Here is a 16832-nt window from a genome sequence, read left to right as displayed (position 1 = left end):
CCGCTACTCGCTCTTGTCGACGCCCTCGAAATTCGGGACCGCGACCGGGCCGGTGTTGTAGTTCCGCACGCTCTTCCGCAGGGCCATATAGCTGGTGACGTGGGCGACCGGCAGCCACGGCGCCTCGTCATGAGCGATGCGCTGGGCCTCCTCGTACAGCGCCGTCCGCGCCGCGATGTCCGCGGTCTCCTTCGCCTTGCGGATCAGCTCGTCATATCGGGCGTTGCACCATTTCGCATTGTTCTGCGGCGGCGGCTCCTGCGCTCCGGCACAGCTGAGCACGTAGAGGAAATTGTCCGGGTCGCCGTTGTCCCCGATCCATCCGCCCTGCGCCATCCAATGCTCCGCCGCGACCACCCTCTTGCGGTACTCGGCGGAATCGAAGGTCATCAGCGTGGCGTCGAGGCCGATGGCGTTGAGATCGGCTTGCATCAGCTCGCCCATCCGCTTCGGATCCGGGTTGTAGGACCGCGCCGTCGGCAGGAACCAGACCTCGATCTTCGCCCCCTCGGCGCCCGCCTCCGCGATCAGCGTCTTCGCGGCCGCAGGATCGTAGGGATACGGGGTGATGGCGTCGTTGTAGGACCAGATCACCGGCGGCAGCGGGTTCTTGGCGGGGACGGCGCCGCCCAGATAGACCGCCCGGATGATCGCGTCCTTGTCGACCGCCATATTGATCGCTTGGCGCACCCGCTTGTCGTCCAGGGGAGGCTTGCGGACATTGAGCGAGACATAGGCGACGTTCATGCCTGCGCTCTCCAGCAGGACGATGTCCGGATTGGCGCGCAGGCTCTCGATATCGGCGGGGGCGGGCGCCATCATCACGTCGCACTCGCCGGCCTCCAGCTTGGCCCGCCGGATGGCCGGATCCGGCACGATCGAGAAGATCAGCGTGTCGATCGCCTGCCTGCCCCGGAAATAGTCGGGGTTGGCGCGGTACCGGATGACGGCGTCCTTCTGATAGGCGACGAACATGTACGGCCCGGTCCCGACCGGCTCCTGGTCGATCGTCTCGGGCGTGCCGGCGGCCATCAGGTGGTCGGCGAATTCCTTCGACAGGATCGAGGCCCAGTCCATCGCCAGGTCGGCCAGGAACGGCGCCTCGGCGCGGTTGAGCGTGAACCGCACGGTGTGCCGGTCCAGCTTCTCGACCGACTTGATGATCTCGGGCATGCCCATGCCGGCGAAGTAGAGATACGTGCCGCCCGAGACCTCGTGATAGGGGTGATCCGGCTTCAGCATCCGTTCGAAGCTGAACAGCACGTCGTCGGCGTCGAAGTCGCGTGTCGGCTTGAAGTCCCCGCGGGAATGGAAGCGGACGCCCTGCCGCAGGCGGAAGGTGTAGGTCAGCCCGTCTTCGGAGATGATCCAGGATTCGGCCAGACCTGGCTTCAGCTGCGTCGTGCCGGTCTCGAATTCGACGAGCCGGTTGAACACCGGCCGCACGGCGTCGAGCGAGGCGCCGAGGTCCCAGAGCTGCGGCCCGAAGCCCTGCGGGCTCGAATCGGAACAGTAGATCAGCGTCTTGCCGTCGGCGGCCGAAGCCAGGCCCAGGACGACCGCAGCGGCCATGGCCGTCGCCACTCGCATTCCCATCGCAGAACCTCCTGTTGTCCGGCGCCATCCTTGGAATCCGGACGGTCGCTGCTTGGTCCCGATGGAGCGGCGGCCGGTGCCGATGGCCGGCGGCTCCCTCGGCTTCAATTGTATAGACATAATGGAATCGGTGGGTCAAGCTCTCGGCCGTCCCGAAGAAGGGTGAAACGCGTCATGGCGGATGTGCAGGCGGCCTTGCGGGTGGTGGACGAAAGGCTCGACCGATCGGTCGAGCAGCTGTTCGAGCTGGTGCGGATCCCGTCCGTCTCCAGCGATCCGGCCTATCGCGACGAGTGTCGCCGCGCCGCGGAGTGGCTGGTCGAGGCCCTGACGGCGCTGGGCTTCGATGCCGGTCTTCGGGAGACGGCCGGCCATCCGGCGGTGGTCGGGCATTTCCGCCGGCGGGACCGGTCGCCGAAACCGCCCCGCATCCTGTTCTACGGGCACTACGATGTGCAGCCGCCGGACCCGCTGGACCGATGGGCCACGCCGCCGTTCGAACCGCGCCGGGTTGCCGGTCCGGACGGACGGGAACGCCTGGTCGGCCGCGGCATGGCCGACGACAAGGGCCAGCTCTGGACCTTCATCGAGGCCTGCCGCGCCCTGCTGGCGGCCGATGGAGACCTCCCTGCCGATGTCACGGTGTTCCTGGAAGGGGAGGAGGAATGCGGCTCACCCAGCCTCCTCGATGCCTTGAGACGCTGCGCCGACGAGTTGCGCTGCGACGCCGCCTATATCTGCGACAGCGAGATGTGGGACGCCGATACGCCGGCCATCACCTGCCGGTTGCGGGGCCTGCTGCATGAGCACATCGTCCTCAAGGGACCGGCTTCGGACCTGCATTCCGGGCTCTATGGCGGCATCGCGGCGAATCCGCTGGCGGTGCTGGCGAGGATCGTGACCGGCCTCCATCACCCGGATGGGCGTGTCGCCATTCCGGGCTTCTATGACGACGTCAAGGACGTCCCGCTGGAGACATTGCGGCAGTGGGAGGCTCTCGGCGTCACCGCGCAGGACATCCTGTCGGAGGTCGGGCTCTCCGTGCCGATCCTGGAACCCGGCCGATCCGTCCTGGAGCAGATGTGGGCTCGGCCATCGCTGGACATCAACGGAATCCACGGAGGCAATGCGGGGCCGGGCGAGCGGTCGGTCCTGCCGGCGCAGGCCAGCGCGCGTATCTCGATCCGGCTCGTCGGGGATCAGGACCCCGAACGCGTCAGGGCACAACTGCGCTCATTCGTCAGCGCCATGATCCCGGCGGATTGCAGGGTCGAATTCGAGGGGCAAGGAGGGAGCGGCGCGATCATCGTGCCCGAGCGGAATCCGTATCTGTCGGCGGCCGCCGACGCCCTTGCCGAGGAATGGGGGCGCAGGCCCGTCCTGAAGGGATCCGGCGGGACGATCCCCGTTGTCCGCCATCTCAAGGACATCCTCGACCTCGACAGCGTGATGGTGGGGTTCGGCCTGAGCGATGACGCGATCCACGCGCCCAATGAAAAATATGATTTGCGGTGTCTGCACAAAGGAATCCGCAGTTGGATCCGAATTCTCTCGGGATTGCCGGCCGCTCGGCCGGAGCGGTAGCGTCGGCTATGCGCGACGTCAGATGTGGAAGCCCTTTAGCCAAACGATGAAAGCATCGGCCGCCCGTCCGGGCTTGCGGGCCAGGGTTCGATAGGTCCCGACGATGGCTTCGACCTGCGGACAGAGAGGCAGCAACTCTCCGCTCTGCAGGTGGCGATCGACGAAGGCCGCATTGGCCTGAGCCACGCCGAGACCCGAGAGGCATGCGTCGATCGCCGCCTCGTCGGTGTCGAAGGTGATGCTGCCGCCCAGCGGGCGGAACGGGATGCCGGCCGCCTCGCACCAGCGGTGCCATGACCAGCCGTCGAGCGTGTCCAGCAGGACCGGCAGACGCAGGATATCGGACGGCCTCTCCGGTCTCGCATCGGCGCCGAGGAGCCGGGGATGGCAGACCGGGATGGTGCGGTCCGGCAGGAAGATCTCGCCCTCGGCCTTGGCGGCATCCGCACGCGCGTAGCGGATCTCGACATCCGGCCCTTCATGGCCGGGCTCGATGATCGAGCGGACCCAGAGATCGATGCCGGGATGGCCTTGCCGGAACGATCCGATCCGGGGAATGAGCCAGCGCTGGGTCAGGGTCAGCGGGGCGCGAATGGTCAGTGTCGACCGGTTCGGCGTGATCTCCGCGGCACCGGTCCGGATCAGCGCGAGGGCGCCGTTGACATGGGCCAGGAAGGTCCGGCCCGCCTCGGTCAGCTCGATCGAGTTGTGTCGGCGGCGGAACAGCGTGACGCCGAGCGCGGATTCGAGCGACTTGACCTGCCGGCTGGCAGCGCCCGGCGTGACGAAGAGTTCGACCGCCGCCAGGGTGAAGCTGCCGTGGCGCGCCGCGGATTCGAAGAACAGCAGCGAATTGAGCGGCAGCCGAAGCGGGTCTGGTTGCGTTTTCTGCATGCAGGATTGAGATCGTTTCGGTTGCCGGACGGTCCAATCCGATCATGCTGGGAGGATGCGAAGCAACCGCTTCCGCGCGCCCGAGAGGCCGAACCGGACGGTCGGAGACGAACCCGCCCCAGCCAGGAGCCCAGAGCCATGACGACCCGGCCCGCGTTCCGCGATGCGTTCCCGATGACGGAGAAGCTCGACCGCATCGACCTGCGGATCCTCACCGAACTGCAGAAGAGCGGCCGGATCACCAATTTCAAGCTGTCCGAGCTGGTCGGCATCTCGGCCAGCCCCTGCCACAAGCGGGTGAAGCGGCTGGAGCGGATGGGGCTGATCCGAGGCTACCGTGCCGAGGTCTACTGGTCCCGGCTGTTCCCCAGCGTCGCGGTGTTCGCCTTCGCCTCGCTCAAATCCCACGGCGTGCACGACTTCCAGATGTTCGAGCGGCAGGTGAAGGCGATCCCGGAGGTGACGAGCTGCTTCGGGCTGTGCGGCAGCTACGACTACATGCTGCGCTTCGACTGCCGGGACATGGTGGCCTATGAGGCGGTCTCGGCGGCGCTCCTGGCCGGCGAGATCCAGCTCTCGCGCTTCGACAGCTATGTCGTGCTGCGCGAGATCAAGGACGAGCCGGCGACGCCGACCGCCTGGGCCGACGCCGCGCCTGCCATCCGCCGGGCGGCGTAGGGTCACGCCGCCGCGGCGCTGCGCTGGAAGCGATAGGGATCGAAGGCCTCGATCTCGGTCGAGGTCCGGCCGCTGCGCGCCAGCTCGGCCACCACAGCGCCGGTGCCGGGCCCCAGCTGGAAGCCGTGGCCGGAGAAGCCAAAGGCGTGGATCAGCCCGGGCACCGCGCGGCTGAAGCCGAGGAAGGGCAGGGAATCCGGCGACTTGCCCTCCACCCCCGACCAGGTGCGAATGAAGCTGCGGCCGCGCAGCACCGGAAGCAGGTCGATGGCGATGCGGGACGCGTCGAAGCCGTTCTGCGGCAGGAACCAGGCGCGCCCGAGGTCGAGATCCGCGCGGCCCGGCCCCCGCCCGAACAGCACGTTGCCGCGCCGGACCTGGCGGGCATAGAAGTAGCGGCCGTTCACCGCATAGTCGACCGTGGCGGCGATGCGATGCGCCATCGGCTCGCTGACCGTCATCTGCGGCGCCATGACGTCGAGCGGGAAGTGCTCGCCGAAGGCTGCGGCCAGGCGCGTGGCCCAGGCGCCCGCGGCGTTGACCAGCGTCTCCGCCCGGATCTCGAGGCCGGTGCCGGCGACCAGCCGGAAGCGGTCGCCGTCGTGCTGCAGCTCGCGCACCGGCTGGAACTCGCGGATGTCGGCGCCCAGCCTGCGCGCCGCCAGGGCGAAGACGGGCGTGACCAGGCGCGGGTTGGCGGCGCCGTCGTCCGGGACATAGCAGCCCCCGATCATGCCGCCGCGCAGCCAGGGGAAGCGCGCTGCGATCTCGGCGCCGCCAAGCAGTTCGAAGCGGATGCCGTGCGCCCGGGCGACCTTCGCCCAATCCTCGATCGCCGCCATCTGCGACGGCCGGTCGGCCACCTCCAGATGGCCGGTCGCCTCGACCTCGCAGCGATGCCCGACCAGGGCTTCGATCCGCTGCCACAGCGCCTTGGCGCGCAGGCTCAGCGGCAGCTCGGCCTCGGCCCGGCCGTTCGTCCGCAGCCCGCCGAAATTGACCCCGCTGGCCTGCGCGCCGACGGCGCCCCGCTCCAGCAGCGTCACCCGGCTGCCGGCCTTCGCCAGATGATAGGCGGTGCAGACCCCGACGATGCCGCCGCCGATGATCGCGACCTCGGTGTCGATCCTCTCGGTCACGGCGCCGTCTCCTTCGTCATCCACGCCTCGATCTCGGGCGCCGCCCGCGTCGCCGCGGCGGCATAGGGCAGTGGCTTGACCGGAGCCTGGCCGCGCAGCCGGCCGACCCGGTCCAGCGGCTGGTCCAGCATCGCCGCCAGCAGCTCGGCCAGGACCGGCCCGCAGACCCGGCCCTGACACCGTCCCATGCCCGGGCGGCCGAGCGCCTTCAGCCGGTTGACCTCCCGCGGCTCGAACTGCCGCACGAGGTCGCGCACCTCGCCGAAGGTCACGTTCTCGCAGCGGCAAAGTATGGTGTCGTCCGGCTGCTCCGCGATCCAGGCGGCGGGGTAGGGGAAGGCGGCGTCCAGCCCGGCCCGGAAGGCGGCCTGCCGTCGCAGCCGCCGCCCGATCCGCCGCAGCCGGGCCGGGTCGACGGGGTGGCCGAGATCGGCCAGCAGGGACAATGCGGCCCGTTCGCCGGTCAGCTCGGCAACATCGGCGCCGCCGATCGAGACTCCGTCGCCGGCGACGTAGACGCCGTCGGCCGCCCGTCCGCCCTCGTCATGGGCGACGCCCCATTGCCGCTTCGCCGGATCGAACGCCACCCGGCAGCCGGCCAGCTCGGCCAGCTGCATCTCGGGCGAGAGGCCATAGCCGAGGCCGATGGCGTCGCAGGCCAGGCGCCGGTCGTGCCCCTTGCCGTCCGTGAAGCGCAGGCCGGAGACGCGCCCGTCGCCTTCGATGGCGCGCAGCCGCGCGCCCTCATGGACCGGGACGCCGCGGCGGCGGAGGGCCCGGCGATAGGCCAAGCCGCGCAGCAGGAGCCGGGGTTCCAGGGCGAGGCGCGGCGCGGCCTTCGCCTTGCCGGAGAACCGTGCGGCATCGAGCACGGCCGCGACCGTGGCGCCGGCCTTGGCGTACTGATAGGCGACGAGATAGAGCAGCGGCCCGGTGCCGACGAAGGCGACCGCGTGGCCGATGGCGCAGGCCTGGTGCTTCAGCGCGATCTGCGCGCCGCCGAGGGTGAAGACGCCGGGCCGCGTCCAGCCGGGGACCGGCAGGATGCGGTCCATCGCCCCGGTGGCCAGGATCAGCCGGTCGAAGGACAGGGTCTCGACGCCGCGCGGACCATATGTGTAGAGGTCCCGCCCGACGATGTTCCAGACCAGCGTGTCCGGCCGGTGGTCGACCGCCGCCGTCAGCGCGTCGAAGGCGGCGTGCAGCCGTGTCGCCTTCGGCGCGTCGTCGCCATACAGGGCTTCGGCGCCGCGGCGGAAGCCGGCGGGCTGGCGCCGGTAGATCTGGCCGCCGCTGGCAGGCGCCTCGCTGATCACCGTCAGATTGGTGCAGCCGGCGGTGTGCAGCGTCTGCGCGGCGCGGGTGCCGGCCGGGCCGGAGCCAACGATGACGATGCGGTCGGCGGGCATCAGGCCGGCTCCCGCGTCAGCACCTGCAGCCCGTCGCTGACGTAAGTGGTGCAGGCGCGCCGCTTGTCGCCGCCCTCGAGGAAGATCCAGCAGTCCTGGCAGGCACCCATGTTGCAGAAGCCGGCGCGGGGGCCGTCGCCGAACTCCGAGTCGCGCAGGCGGCTCCCGGCCAGCAGCATGGCGGTCAGCAGCGTATCCCCGGCCAGGCAGGAAATGTCCCTCCCGTCGACGCGGATCGTGACCGGCGGCCGGGCGGTCTCCCCCAATCGGACGAATTGTGCGTGGTCTGAGCTCATCGGTGTTCCCGGTTCAGGTCTAGGCACAGGCTAGCGCCGGGCGTGGGGCGGTCTTTCCCGAAGTCGGGGGCGGGGATGACAGAGTCTGTCACGGCGCGCCGGCCAGGCGCCGGACCCGACGCTTCAGCTCCGCCCGGGCGGCCTCGATGGTGTCCCGGCGCTCCCGGATGCGTTCGGCATCGCTCTCCACCGCCTTCAGGCCGGCGGCGATCATCCGCCGCGTCTCGGCGGGAGAGGCGGCGCCGAGAGAGCGGCGCGCCTCGACCGAGCGGCGCGGGTCGAGCGCCCGGGCCGCGATCTGCGGATCCACCGCGATGCAGCGCCCCAGCACCCGTTCGCCGGCCCGGGCGATGTGCTCCGCCGTCAGGGCCGTCGGCGCGACCCCTTCGGCCAGGGCGGCGCGGACGAGATCGGCGGCCACGTGATGCGCCTGCCGGAAGGACAGCCCCGCGTCATGGACCAGCAGGTCGGCGATATCGGTGGCGGCCGTGAAGCCGTCCGTCGACCGGCGCGCCATGATCTCGATGGCGGGCTCGACCGCCTCGGCCACCACCCGGGCGACGACCAGGGCGTTCGCGGCCAGGCGCAGCGCCGGCCACAGCGGCGCCAGCGACGCCCGCCCGGTGTCGCCGGCATGGGAGAAATGGCCGCCCTTGATGATGGCGAAGCTCGCCATCAGCCCGCCGACCACCTCGCCGGCGCTGGCCTTGAGATACTCGACCGCCACCGGGTTCTTCTTCTGCGGCATGATGCTGGAGGTGCCGGCGATCCGGTCCGGCAGGACGACCAGGGCGAATTCCTGGGTGCTCCAGACATAGAGGTCCTGCGCGAACCGTCCCCAGGTTCCGGCCAGGCTCAGCGCCGCGCCGCCGAGATCGAAGGCGTAGTCGCGCGAGGTCACCGCGTCCTGGGCGTGGACCAGGACGCCCGCGAAGCCGAGCAGCCGGGCCAGGAGGGACCGGTCGATCGGCACCGAGGTGCCGGCGAAGGCGCAGGCGCCGAGCGCGCACAGGTCGAGAGCGGGCAGGGCACCGAGCAGCCGCGCCGTGTCCCGGGCCAGCGCCTCGGCGACGCCGGTGAGATAGAAGCCGAAGGTGATCGGCTGAGCCGGCTGCAGATGGGTGTAGCCGGGCATCACCGTGTCGGCGAAGCCGGCCGCCCGCGCCAGCAGCGACCGCCGCAGCGCCACCGTCCCCGCCGCGAGGTCGAGCAGCAGACGGCGGGCGCACAGCCGGTCGAGGGTCGCATTGATGTCGTTGCGGCTGCGGCCGAGATGCAGGCTGCCGCCGATCTCCGCCCCGGTTCGGCGGATGATCGCCGCCTCGTAGTTGAAGTAGCCGTCTTCCCGGGCCGGATCCTGCTCGATCGCGGCTGGGCCCTCCGCCTCGATCGCCAGCAGCGCCGCGGCTAGGGCCGACGCCCGGCCGGCGTCGATCAGCCCGGTCTCGGCCAGCATCACCAGATGCGCCTGGTTGACGTCGTCCAGATCCGCCGTGCCGAAGGCGAGCTCGCGCGCGATCCGCGGCCGGAACACCAGCTCGAGGATTTCGGGCGCCAGCGGCTCGGACAGGCGCGGCGTCACCTTCGAGGCGGCGGCCTCGGCCGGGGCGGGGGACGCCATCGTCAGTACGGGGAGCCGTCGCGCCGCACGAAGCGGCGGCCGCGGCCGTCCGGCACCTGGACCAGGTCGTGGTCCGGATAGGTCGAGACGTTGTCGTCGGCGATGCTGGCGACCTCGACGAAGACGACCGGACGGTCGCCGCGGTTGACGATCTGGTGGCCGACGGACCGGCCGGCCGGGAACCCGGCCGACTGCCCGGCGCGGATCACCTCCTCGCCCTCGTCCGTCACCAGCGTGGCCTCGCCCTGCAGCACCAGAACGAACTCGTCCTCGTGGCTCTGCCAGACCTTGAGCGAGGAGGCGGCGCCAGGCGGCAGCTCGACATGCACGACCGAGAGGTGGCGCAGCCCGGCCAGGGCGCCGAGACGGCGCTTGCGGCGCCCGTGCACGGCACCGCGCAGATGCTCGGGATAGGTCGACCGCAGATCGGGCTCGATCGCGGACGGGTCGATGACGGCGGATGTCTTCAACATCGGTATCTCCGGTCGGACGGGAAGGGCGGCCGGTCGGCCGCGGATCAGCGGACGGCGCCGAGGAAGCCGGCCAGCCGCTCGCTCTTCGGGCGGCGCAGCACCTCACCGGGCGGGCCTTCCTCCTCGACCCGGCCGCCATGGAAGAAGGCGACGCGGTCGGAGACCTCGCGCGCGAAGCCCATCTCGTGGGTCACCACGATCATGGTGCGGCCCTCGGCGGCGAGGTCGCGGATCACGGTCAGGACCTCGCCGACCAGCTCCGGATCGAGGGCCGAGGTCGGCTCGTCGAACAGCAGCAGCTCCGGGTCGACGGCCAGCGCCCGCGCGATCGCCACGCGCTGCTGCTGGCCACCGGAGAGGGCGGCGGGATAGGAGGCGTGCTTGTCGGCGAGCCCGACCTTGGCCAGCAGCGCCAGGGCCCGTTCCCGCGCGGCCGGGCGCGGCACGCCATGGACATGCACCGGGACGTTCATGACGTTCTCCAGCACGGTCCAGTGCGACCACAGGTTGAACTGCTGGAACACCATGGCGCAGCGCCGGCGCAGCCGTTCCACCTGCCGCCTCGGCGGCGGCTTCGGACCGGTCACGCGGATCGCTTCGCCCTTGACCAGGATCTCCCCCGCGTCGGGGTGTTCGAGCAGGTTGAGGCAGCGCAGGAAGGTGCTCTTGCCCGAGCCGCTCGATCCGATTATCGACACGACCTGATGCTCATAGGCCCGGAAGGATACGTCCCTCAGCACCTGCAGCGGGCCGAAGCTCTTGCCGAGCGCCCGGGTCTCGATCGCCGGAACGGCCTTTGCCGTGGCGTGGTGTTGCGGTGGCTGCAGCATCAGTCGGCGACGTAGGCGGTCTTGGTCTGGGTGAAGAACTCCGCCGCGGCGAGGCCCATCTCCTTCGGCCCGTAGGCCGAGGCGCCGCGGCCGCCGAAGGGGACGTGGTAGTCGGACCCGACCGTCGGCAGGTTGACCATCACCATGCCGCTGCGGTGGCGCCGGACAAAGTCCCGTGCCTTGGCGTGCGAGGCCGTGAAGATGCCGGCGCTGAGGCCGAAGGGCGTGGCGTTGGCGACCGCGATCGCCTCGTCGAGATCCGCCACCCGGAACACCGAGGCGACCGGCCCGAACACTTCCTCGCGGTTGATCCGCTGGCTCATGTCGCCGTCGAGGAACAGGGCGGGCTCGAGATAATGGCCCTCGGTCGGCCGCTCCAGGACGCGGCCGCCATGGGCCAGCGTCGCCTCCCGCCGGCCGGATTCGATGTAGTCGAGGACACGCCGGCGCTGGGCCTCGCCGACCATCGGCCCGACGTCGCTGGCCGGGTCGAGGGCGTGGCCGACCCTGAGCGCCGCGGTGCGCTCGACCAGCCGGGCGACGAAGACGTCATGGATTGCGGCCTCGACGATGATCCGGCTCGAGGCGGTGCAGCGCTGCCCGGTCGAATGGAAGGCGCCGCGCACCGCCGCATCCACCGCCTTGTCGAGGTCGGCGTCGGCCAGCACGACCAGAGGGTTCTTGCCGCCCAGCTCCATCTGCAGCCGGGCCCCGCGCGGCGCCGCGACGGCCGCGATGCGCCGGCCGGTCTCGACCGATCCGGTGAAGCTGACGGCGTCGACACCGTCATGCGCAACCAGGGCGCCGCCCGCGGCGCCTTCGCCCAACAGCATCTGGAACACGCCGCGCGGCGTCCCCGCCTCCTCCAGCACCGCGGCCAGGGCGGCGGCGGTGCCGCAGGTCAGCTCCGACGGCTTGAGGATGACGCAGTTGCCATGGGCGAGGGCCGGGGCGGTCTTCCAGGCGGGGATGGAGAAGGGGAAGTTCCATGGCGTGATCAGCGCGACCACGCCCACCGCTTCGCGCCGGACGTCGACATCGACGCCGCCGCGGGTCGACCGCAGACTGTATCCGGACTGCCGGATCGCCTCCCCGGCGAAGTAGCGGAAGGTGTGGGACGCCTTCGCGATCTCGGCGCGCGCCTCCGGCAGGGTCTTGCCTTCCTCGCGGGAGAGCAGCTCGGCCAGCGGCTCCGCCCGGGCGGCGATCGCGGCGCCGATCCGGTCCAGCAGGTCGCAGCGGGCCTGCGGCGCGGCCTCGGCCCATCCCGGCGCCGCGCGCCGCGCCGCCGCCACCGCTTCCTCGACCTCGTCAGGGCCTGCGGCCGGATGGCGGCCGACCAGGTCGCTCAGATCCGACGGGTTGCGGCGCTCGATGACCGGCTCGCCCGCCCGCCAAGCGCCGTCGATGTAGTGTCCGGAGGAATGCTGCACGGGGTGCCTCTCGGCGGTTCCGGGAACGGCACGGCGTCCGGCCGCGCCCCGCCATCTGGCCAGCCGGCCGGGGAAAGAAGCTGTCGATTTGTCCGCGGAACGGGACAGGTTTCGGCAAAGTTCGCCCCTCTTTGCACGAATCTTCCCGATGGTCGGGGTATCGTCGGCCTTCTGCGCGCCCTGCGAGGAGCGGGACCGGCAGCACGATCAGAACAGACAATCAGGGAAGCTCACGATGACGACCATCCTGCCTCGTCTCCTGCTCGCCTCGGCGATGCTGTTCGCCGCCGGCCAGGCCGCCCATGGCGCAGAGCAGAAGCGCATCACGCTGGCGACGGACGGCGCCTATCCGCCCTTCAACTACACCGAGGCCTCCGGCAAGCTGGTCGGCTTCGAGGTCGACCTCGCCGCCGACCTCTGCGCGCGGATCCAGGCCGAATGCGGCTGGGTGACGGAAGCCTTCGACGGCATGATCCCGTCGCTTAATGCCGGGCGCTTCGACGCGATCATGGCGTCGCTGTCGATCACCGAGAAGCGCGCCCAGTCGATCGACTTCTCCGTGCCCTACTATGCCGGGCCGACGCTGTTCGTCGCCGCGGCCGACAGCAGCTACGTGCAGAGCGGGGTCGACAAGGGCCGGACCCTCGACCTGCACGCCATGTCCGACGAGACGAAGTCGGCCCTCGCCGCGCTCGGCGAGGTCATCGAGGGCGGCACCATCGGGGTCGAGCGCGCCTCGACCCATGCCACCTTCGTCCGCCAGCTCTTCCCGGACGCCAAGCTGCGCGTCTACGACAAGGAGGAGAGCCTCTATCTCGATCTCGCCAGCGGCCGGGTCGACATCGTGGTCAGCGGCTACAGCTCGATCCGCACCTTCATCGAGCGGCAGAAAGCGCAGGGGAAGGACTTCCGTGTCTTCGGGCCGGCGCTCAAGGGCGGGGTGCTCGGCAAGGGCATTGCGCTCGGCTTCCGCAAGGGCGGCGACGCGCTGCGCGCCGAGTTCGACAAGGCGATCATCGCCGCCACCGAGGACGGCACGATCAAGCGCCTGAGCGAGAAGTGGATGGGCTTCGACGGGTCCGTGCCGCAGGCCCCGGGCCAATGAGCCTGTTCGAGCTGATCGGCCTCGGGCCGCAGGGCTGGGGCCGCGCCGTCGCGGCAGGGGCGGCGATGACGCTGCTGGTCGCCGCGCTGGGCTTCGCCCTCGGCCTGCTCTGGGGCGCCGCGGCGGCGGCGGCCCGCCTGTCCGGCGTCACCCCTTTGCGCTGGCTGTCCGCCGTCTACACCACCGTGGTGCGCGGGGTGCCGGAGCTGCTGGTGCTCTACCTGCTGTTCTTCGGCGGCGGCGCGCTGTTCCGGGCCGTCGGCGAGGCCTTCGGCTATGGCGGCGCCGCCTCGGCCGACGCCTTCGGGGCCGGCGTGGTCGCGATCGGCATCATCTCCGGCGCCTATAGCGGCGAAGTGATCCGCGGCGCCGTGCGGGCCATCCCGCCCGGCCAGATCGAAGCCGCGCGCGCCTTCGGCATGTCCCCGGCGCAGCGCCTTCGCCTCGTCGTCCTGCCACAGCTCCTGCGCTATGCGCTGCCGTCGCTCGGCAATGTCTGGCAGATGACGCTGAAGGACACCGCCCTGATCTCCGTGACGGGGCTGGTGGAGCTGATGCGCACGACCGAGATCGCCGCCGGGTCCACGCGCCTGCCCTTCGTCTTCTACACCCTGGCGATCCTGGTCTTCCTCGGCTTCACCGCGCTGTCCAACGCCGCCTTCCACTGGGCGGAGCAGCGCTTCAATCGCGGCATCGTGCGGGGGCGCCCGGCATGAGGTGGGATGTGCTTGCCGAGGCGGTGCCCGCGCTGGTCGCGGCGGTCCCGCTGACCCTGCAATTGGCGGTCGCGGCGATCCTGGCCGGTTTCGTGCTGGCGGTGCTGATCGCGCTGGCCCGGCTGTCGGGATCGTGGCCGCTGGCGGTGCCGGCCTACGGCTTCGTCTATGTCGTGCGCGGCACGCCGCTGCTGCTGCAGATCTTCTTCGTCTATTACGGCCTGGCCCAGCTCGACCTGATCCGCCACTCCTTCCTTTGGCCTGTGTTCCGGGACGAATACTGGTGCGCGCTGCTGGCGCTGTCGCTGAACACCGCGGCCTATGGCAGCGAGATCATCCGCGGCGGGCTGCAGTCGGTCGGCCGCGGCCAGGTGGAGGCGGCGCAGGCCTTCGGCTTCACGGCCTGGCAGCGGTTCCGCCGCATCATCTTCCCGCAGGCACTGCGGCAGATGGTGCCGGCCTACGGCAACGAGCTGATCCTGATGGTCAAGGCGACGTCGCTCGCCAGCACCGTGACCGTCCTGGAGGTCACCGGCACCGCCCGCATCATCGCCTCGGAGACCTATGCGCCGGTCGAGGTCTTCGTCGCCGCCGGGGCGATCTACCTGCTGCTCAACGCCGTCCTGACTGCCGGCGTCCACGCGCTCGAAGCGCTGATCGGGCGTCGCGGCGGCTTCGCCATGGCCGGCTGACCGGCCGCATCCCAAATCCATCACAGGCAGTCCGACCATGCAGATCGACACCTTCCAGCTCGAGCGCAGCCAGTCGCTGTGGGAGAACACGGTCGCGTTCAACCTGACCGAAAGCGGCCTCCACCCCTTCACCCTGCGCGAGCTGCTGAGCGGGGAGGAGATCGCGGCGCTGCTCGACCTGCCGCTCGGCTACGGCCACACCGAGGGCGAGCCGGGGCTGCGCGCCGCCATCGCGGCACTGCATCCGGGCGCCGAGCCGGACCAGGTGCTGGTCACCACCGGATCCTCCGAGGCCAATCTCCTGACGGTGCTCAGCCTGCTCGGCCCCGGCGACGAGATGGTCTTCGTCACCCCGAACTTCATGCAGATGCCTGGGATCGCCCGAGCGCTCGGGGCCGTGGCCCGCGAGGTGCCGCTGCGGCTGGACGGCGACCGCTGGCATCTCGACCTCGACGCGGTGGAGCGGGCGGTGACGCCGCGGACGCGGCTGATCTCGGTCTGCAACCCGAACAACCCGACCGGCGCCGTGCTCGACGAGGCCGAACGGGCGGGGCTGGCGGTGGTCGCCGCCCGTCATGGCATCGTCCTGCACGCGGACGAGATCTACCGCGGCGCCGAGCGCGACGGGCCGGAGACGCGGACCCTGTTCGGCGCCGCCCCGGATGTCGTCGTCACCGGCGGCCTGGCCAAGGCGATGGCGCTGGCCGGGCTGCGCATCGGCTGGATGGTGGCGCCCCGGAGCCTGATCGACGAGGCGATGCGTCGCCAGGACTACACCACGATCGGCAGCAATGTGCTGGGCCAGCGCCTGGCGATGTTGTCGCTGGCGCCAGAGCGGCGGGCACGCATCGCCGAACGCAACCGCCGCCTGCTTCAGCGCAACATCGGCCACCTGGCCGACTGGATCGCCGGTCGGCCCGGGATCTTCGACTGGGTGCCGCCGCAGGCCGGGGCGATGGCCTTCCTGCGCTATCGGCTGCCGATGGCCTCCGAGGCGCTGACGCACCGACTGCGCGAGACGACCGGCGTCTTCGTCGTCGCCGGCAGCTGGTTCGGCATGGAGGGGCATCTGCGCCTCGGCATCGGCGGCGAGCCCGGGCAGTTCGAGCAGGCGCTGGCGCGGATCGACGGTTTCCTGCGCAGCGAGTTCGGCATCGTGACGCCGCAGGCGGGCTGACGCGGCGTCAGCCGGGGCCGGGCCGCAGCGCCCGGCACACCGCCTTCGCCAGGAAGATGTCCTGTGCGGCGACGCCGGTCAGGTCGGCGACGGTGATCTGCTCCGGCGCCGTCCGCCCGCGCGCCGGATCCGCGATGATCGCGCCGATCTCGACCACCCGGTCCGGCGACAGCGCGCCGGCCGCCACGGCGTGGTGAATTTCGCCGCGCTCCAGCGTCTGCGGCAGGCTGTCGGCGACCACGATGTCGGCGCGGCCGAGCAGGGCCGGGGCCAGCTCGGTCTTCGCCGGCGTGTCGGAGCCAACGGCCGTGACATGCGTGCCGGGGCGGACATGGCCGGCCAGCAGATAGGGCTCGGTGGCGGCGGTGGTGGTGACGATCAGGTCCGAGGCTGCGGCGAGCGCCGCGACCGAGGCCGCGCGCTCCGCCCGGAAGCCGAGGGCGGCGAGATCCTCGGCGCACCGCGCCGCTTTCTCTCCGTCCCGGGCCCAGACCAGCACGTCTCGGCACGGGGTCACGGATCGCAGCAGCTCCGCCTGCAGCCGGGCCTGGGTGCCGGAGCCGCAGATGCCGATGCAGCGGATGTGCGGCGGCGCCAGATGACGGGCGGCGACGGCACCGGCCGCCGCTGTCCTGAGATTGGTCAGGAGCCCCTCGTCCAGCAGGATCGCTTCCAGCCGGCCGGTCCGGGCGCTGAACACCAGCACCACCCCGTCGAAGGGCGGCAGCCCCAGCGCCGGATTGCGGTAGAAGCCGGTCGCGATCTTGACGGCGAACACGTCGTCGCCGGCCACGGCGCCGTATTTGACGTGCATCTCTCCGGGCGGCTCGGCGAAGAGCAGCTCGCCGACGGGCGGCACGACGACCTGCCCCCGGCTGTAGGCCAGGAACGCCTGCTCCACCACCTCGATCGGGTCGATCTGCGGCATGACGCTCTCGATCTGCTGCCGCGACGCAATTCGGGTCATGTGAGGCCTCCTGCCGGTCGGACGGCCATCGTGCCCGTCCGGTCGAAAACGGGCTGCCGATTCCGGTCCGGTTTTGACAGATTCTTCCCCAAGATGCGCCTTGGCAGAGCCATGCCGAACGGGGCTCAAACGACCACGGCCGCGTTGGTCGTGGCAGGTCCTCGGCTTCCCATCCGTGCAACAGATCGGCCGAGATCAAGCGGGATTCGGGGACGACGGGCA

Annotated in this window: 16 protein-coding genes; 6 read left to right on the top strand and 10 right to left on the bottom strand. The window is 70.9% G+C overall.

Features of this window, described 5'->3' with window-relative positions:
- Positions 1-3: 3 nt before the first annotated feature.
- Complete coding sequence (locus tag G537_RS0133245) at positions 4-1596, bottom strand: ABC transporter substrate-binding protein (RefSeq protein WP_245579194.1); 1593 nt, start codon at positions 1594-1596, stop codon at positions 4-6.
- A gap of 30 nt (positions 1597-1626) precedes the next feature.
- On the opposite strand from G537_RS0133245, the gene G537_RS0133240 reads away from it, so the two are divergent.
- Positions 1627-3180, top strand: a complete 1554-nt coding sequence (locus G537_RS0133240) for a M20/M25/M40 family metallo-hydrolase (RefSeq protein ID WP_245579193.1) — start codon at positions 1627-1629, stop codon at positions 3178-3180.
- An 18-nt stretch (positions 3181-3198) separates the two neighbouring features.
- On the opposite strand, the gene G537_RS41360 is transcribed toward G537_RS0133240, so the two are convergent.
- Positions 3199-4074 (bottom strand): LysR substrate-binding domain-containing protein, encoded by an 876-nt coding sequence (locus G537_RS41360; RefSeq protein ID WP_051249447.1) that lies wholly within the window; start codon positions 4072-4074, stop codon positions 3199-3201.
- Positions 4075-4212: 138 nt separating this feature from the next.
- Here G537_RS41360 and G537_RS0133230 point away from each other — a divergent pair, with 138 nt between their 5' ends.
- A complete protein-coding gene (locus tag G537_RS0133230; RefSeq protein ID WP_051249446.1) occupies positions 4213-4752 on the top strand; it encodes an Lrp/AsnC family transcriptional regulator in 540 nt (179 codons plus the stop codon).
- 2 nt (positions 4753-4754) lie between these two features.
- Here the strand turns inward: G537_RS0133230 and G537_RS0133225 are convergent, their stop codons facing one another.
- The 7 genes from G537_RS0133225 to G537_RS0133195 all read right to left on the bottom strand — a co-directional run bounded on the left by G537_RS0133225 (position 4755) and on the right by G537_RS0133195 (position 11953).
- Positions 4755-5891 carry an NAD(P)/FAD-dependent oxidoreductase gene (locus G537_RS0133225; protein ID WP_026873705.1) on the bottom strand — a complete coding sequence of 379 codons (1137 nt, stop codon included), beginning with the start codon at positions 5889-5891 and terminating at the stop codon, positions 4755-4757.
- On the bottom strand, positions 5888-7300 hold the full coding sequence (locus tag G537_RS41355; RefSeq protein WP_051249445.1) for an FAD/NAD(P)-dependent oxidoreductase: 1413 nt from the start codon (positions 7298-7300) through the stop codon (positions 5888-5890). The genes G537_RS0133225 and G537_RS41355 overlap by 4 nt, the downstream gene beginning before the upstream one ends.
- Entirely contained in the window at positions 7300-7596 is a 297-nt protein-coding gene (locus G537_RS0133215; RefSeq protein ID WP_026873704.1) for a (2Fe-2S)-binding protein, read from the bottom strand. The genes G537_RS41355 and G537_RS0133215 overlap by 1 nt, the downstream gene beginning before the upstream one ends.
- Before the next feature lie 88 nt (positions 7597-7684).
- Positions 7685-9217: an argininosuccinate lyase gene (argH, locus tag G537_RS0133210; RefSeq protein ID WP_026873703.1), complete on the bottom strand. Its 1533-nt coding sequence runs from the start codon at positions 9215-9217 to the stop codon at positions 7685-7687.
- 2 nt (positions 9218-9219) lie between these two features.
- Entirely contained in the window at positions 9220-9690 is a 471-nt protein-coding gene (locus G537_RS0133205; RefSeq protein ID WP_034853890.1) for a cupin domain-containing protein, read from the bottom strand.
- A 44-nt stretch (positions 9691-9734) separates the two neighbouring features.
- Positions 9735-10520, bottom strand: a complete 786-nt coding sequence (locus tag G537_RS0133200; RefSeq protein ID WP_051249444.1) for an ATP-binding cassette domain-containing protein — start codon at positions 10518-10520, stop codon at positions 9735-9737.
- The gene (locus G537_RS0133195) at positions 10520-11953 is read right to left on the bottom strand and encodes an aldehyde dehydrogenase family protein (RefSeq protein ID WP_026873700.1); all 1434 of its coding nucleotides are present in this window, start codon (positions 11951-11953) and stop codon (positions 10520-10522) included. The genes G537_RS0133200 and G537_RS0133195 overlap by 1 nt, the downstream gene beginning before the upstream one ends.
- A gap of 235 nt (positions 11954-12188) precedes the next feature.
- Here G537_RS0133195 and G537_RS0133190 point away from each other — a divergent pair, with 235 nt between their 5' ends.
- From G537_RS0133190 to G537_RS0133175, 4 genes are read left to right on the top strand one after another with little or no spacing between them, the layout of a single operon-like run.
- The gene (locus G537_RS0133190; RefSeq protein WP_026873699.1) at positions 12189-13058 is read left to right on the top strand and encodes a transporter substrate-binding domain-containing protein; all 870 of its coding nucleotides are present in this window, start codon (positions 12189-12191) and stop codon (positions 13056-13058) included.
- Entirely contained in the window at positions 13055-13774 is a 720-nt protein-coding gene (locus tag G537_RS0133185) for an ABC transporter permease subunit (protein WP_026873698.1), read from the top strand. Before G537_RS0133190 ends, G537_RS0133185 begins: the two co-directional genes overlap by 4 nt.
- Positions 13771-14466 carry an ABC transporter permease gene (locus tag G537_RS0133180; protein ID WP_026873697.1) on the top strand — a complete coding sequence of 232 codons (696 nt, stop codon included), beginning with the start codon at positions 13771-13773 and terminating at the stop codon, positions 14464-14466. Before G537_RS0133185 ends, G537_RS0133180 begins: the two co-directional genes overlap by 4 nt.
- A gap of 37 nt (positions 14467-14503) precedes the next feature.
- On the top strand, positions 14504-15643 hold the full coding sequence (locus G537_RS0133175) for an aminotransferase class I/II-fold pyridoxal phosphate-dependent enzyme (RefSeq protein ID WP_026873696.1): 1140 nt from the start codon (positions 14504-14506) through the stop codon (positions 15641-15643).
- Positions 15644-15650: 7 nt separating this feature from the next.
- Here the strand turns inward: G537_RS0133175 and G537_RS0133170 are convergent, their stop codons facing one another.
- A complete protein-coding gene (locus G537_RS0133170; RefSeq protein WP_026873695.1) occupies positions 15651-16610 on the bottom strand; it encodes an ornithine cyclodeaminase family protein in 960 nt (319 codons plus the stop codon).
- Positions 16611-16832: the final 222 nt, after the last annotated feature.

This window comes from Inquilinus limosus DSM 16000, from assembly GCF_000423185.1.
In the GTDB taxonomy this organism is placed as follows: domain Bacteria; phylum Pseudomonadota; class Alphaproteobacteria; order DSM-16000; family Inquilinaceae; genus Inquilinus; species Inquilinus limosus.
This window is presented reverse-complemented; position numbering and strand designations above follow the sequence as displayed.

Bases quoted from the DNA above. Each gene is read 5' to 3' on its own strand.
- G537_RS0133245 (WP_245579194.1), bottom strand. From the start codon at position 1,596: ATGGGAATGCGAGTGGCGACGGCCATGGCCGCTGCGGTCGTCCTGGGC.
- G537_RS41360 (WP_051249447.1), bottom strand. From the start codon at position 4,074: ATGCAGAAAACGCAACCAGACCCGCTTCGGCTGCCGCTCAATTCGCTG.
- G537_RS0133230 (WP_051249446.1), top strand. From the start codon at position 4,213: ATGACGACCCGGCCCGCGTTCCGCGATGCGTTCCCGATGACGGAGAAG.
- G537_RS41355 (WP_051249445.1), bottom strand. From the start codon at position 7,300: ATGCCCGCCGACCGCATCGTCATCGTTGGCTCCGGCCCGGCCGGCACC.
- G537_RS0133215 (WP_026873704.1), bottom strand. From the start codon at position 7,596: ATGAGCTCAGACCACGCACAATTCGTCCGATTGGGGGAGACCGCCCGG.
- argH (WP_026873703.1), bottom strand. From the start codon at position 9,217: ATGGCGTCCCCCGCCCCGGCCGAGGCCGCCGCCTCGAAGGTGACGCCG.
- G537_RS0133205 (WP_034853890.1), bottom strand. From the start codon at position 9,690: ATGTTGAAGACATCCGCCGTCATCGACCCGTCCGCGATCGAGCCCGAT.
- G537_RS0133200 (WP_051249444.1), bottom strand. From the start codon at position 10,520: ATGCTGCAGCCACCGCAACACCACGCCACGGCAAAGGCCGTTCCGGCG.
- G537_RS0133190 (WP_026873699.1), top strand. From the start codon at position 12,189: ATGACGACCATCCTGCCTCGTCTCCTGCTCGCCTCGGCGATGCTGTTC.
- G537_RS0133185 (WP_026873698.1), top strand. From the start codon at position 13,055: ATGAGCCTGTTCGAGCTGATCGGCCTCGGGCCGCAGGGCTGGGGCCGC.
- G537_RS0133180 (WP_026873697.1), top strand. From the start codon at position 13,771: ATGAGGTGGGATGTGCTTGCCGAGGCGGTGCCCGCGCTGGTCGCGGCG.
- G537_RS0133175 (WP_026873696.1), top strand. From the start codon at position 14,504: ATGCAGATCGACACCTTCCAGCTCGAGCGCAGCCAGTCGCTGTGGGAG.
- G537_RS0133170 (WP_026873695.1), bottom strand. From the start codon at position 16,610: ATGACCCGAATTGCGTCGCGGCAGCAGATCGAGAGCGTCATGCCGCAG.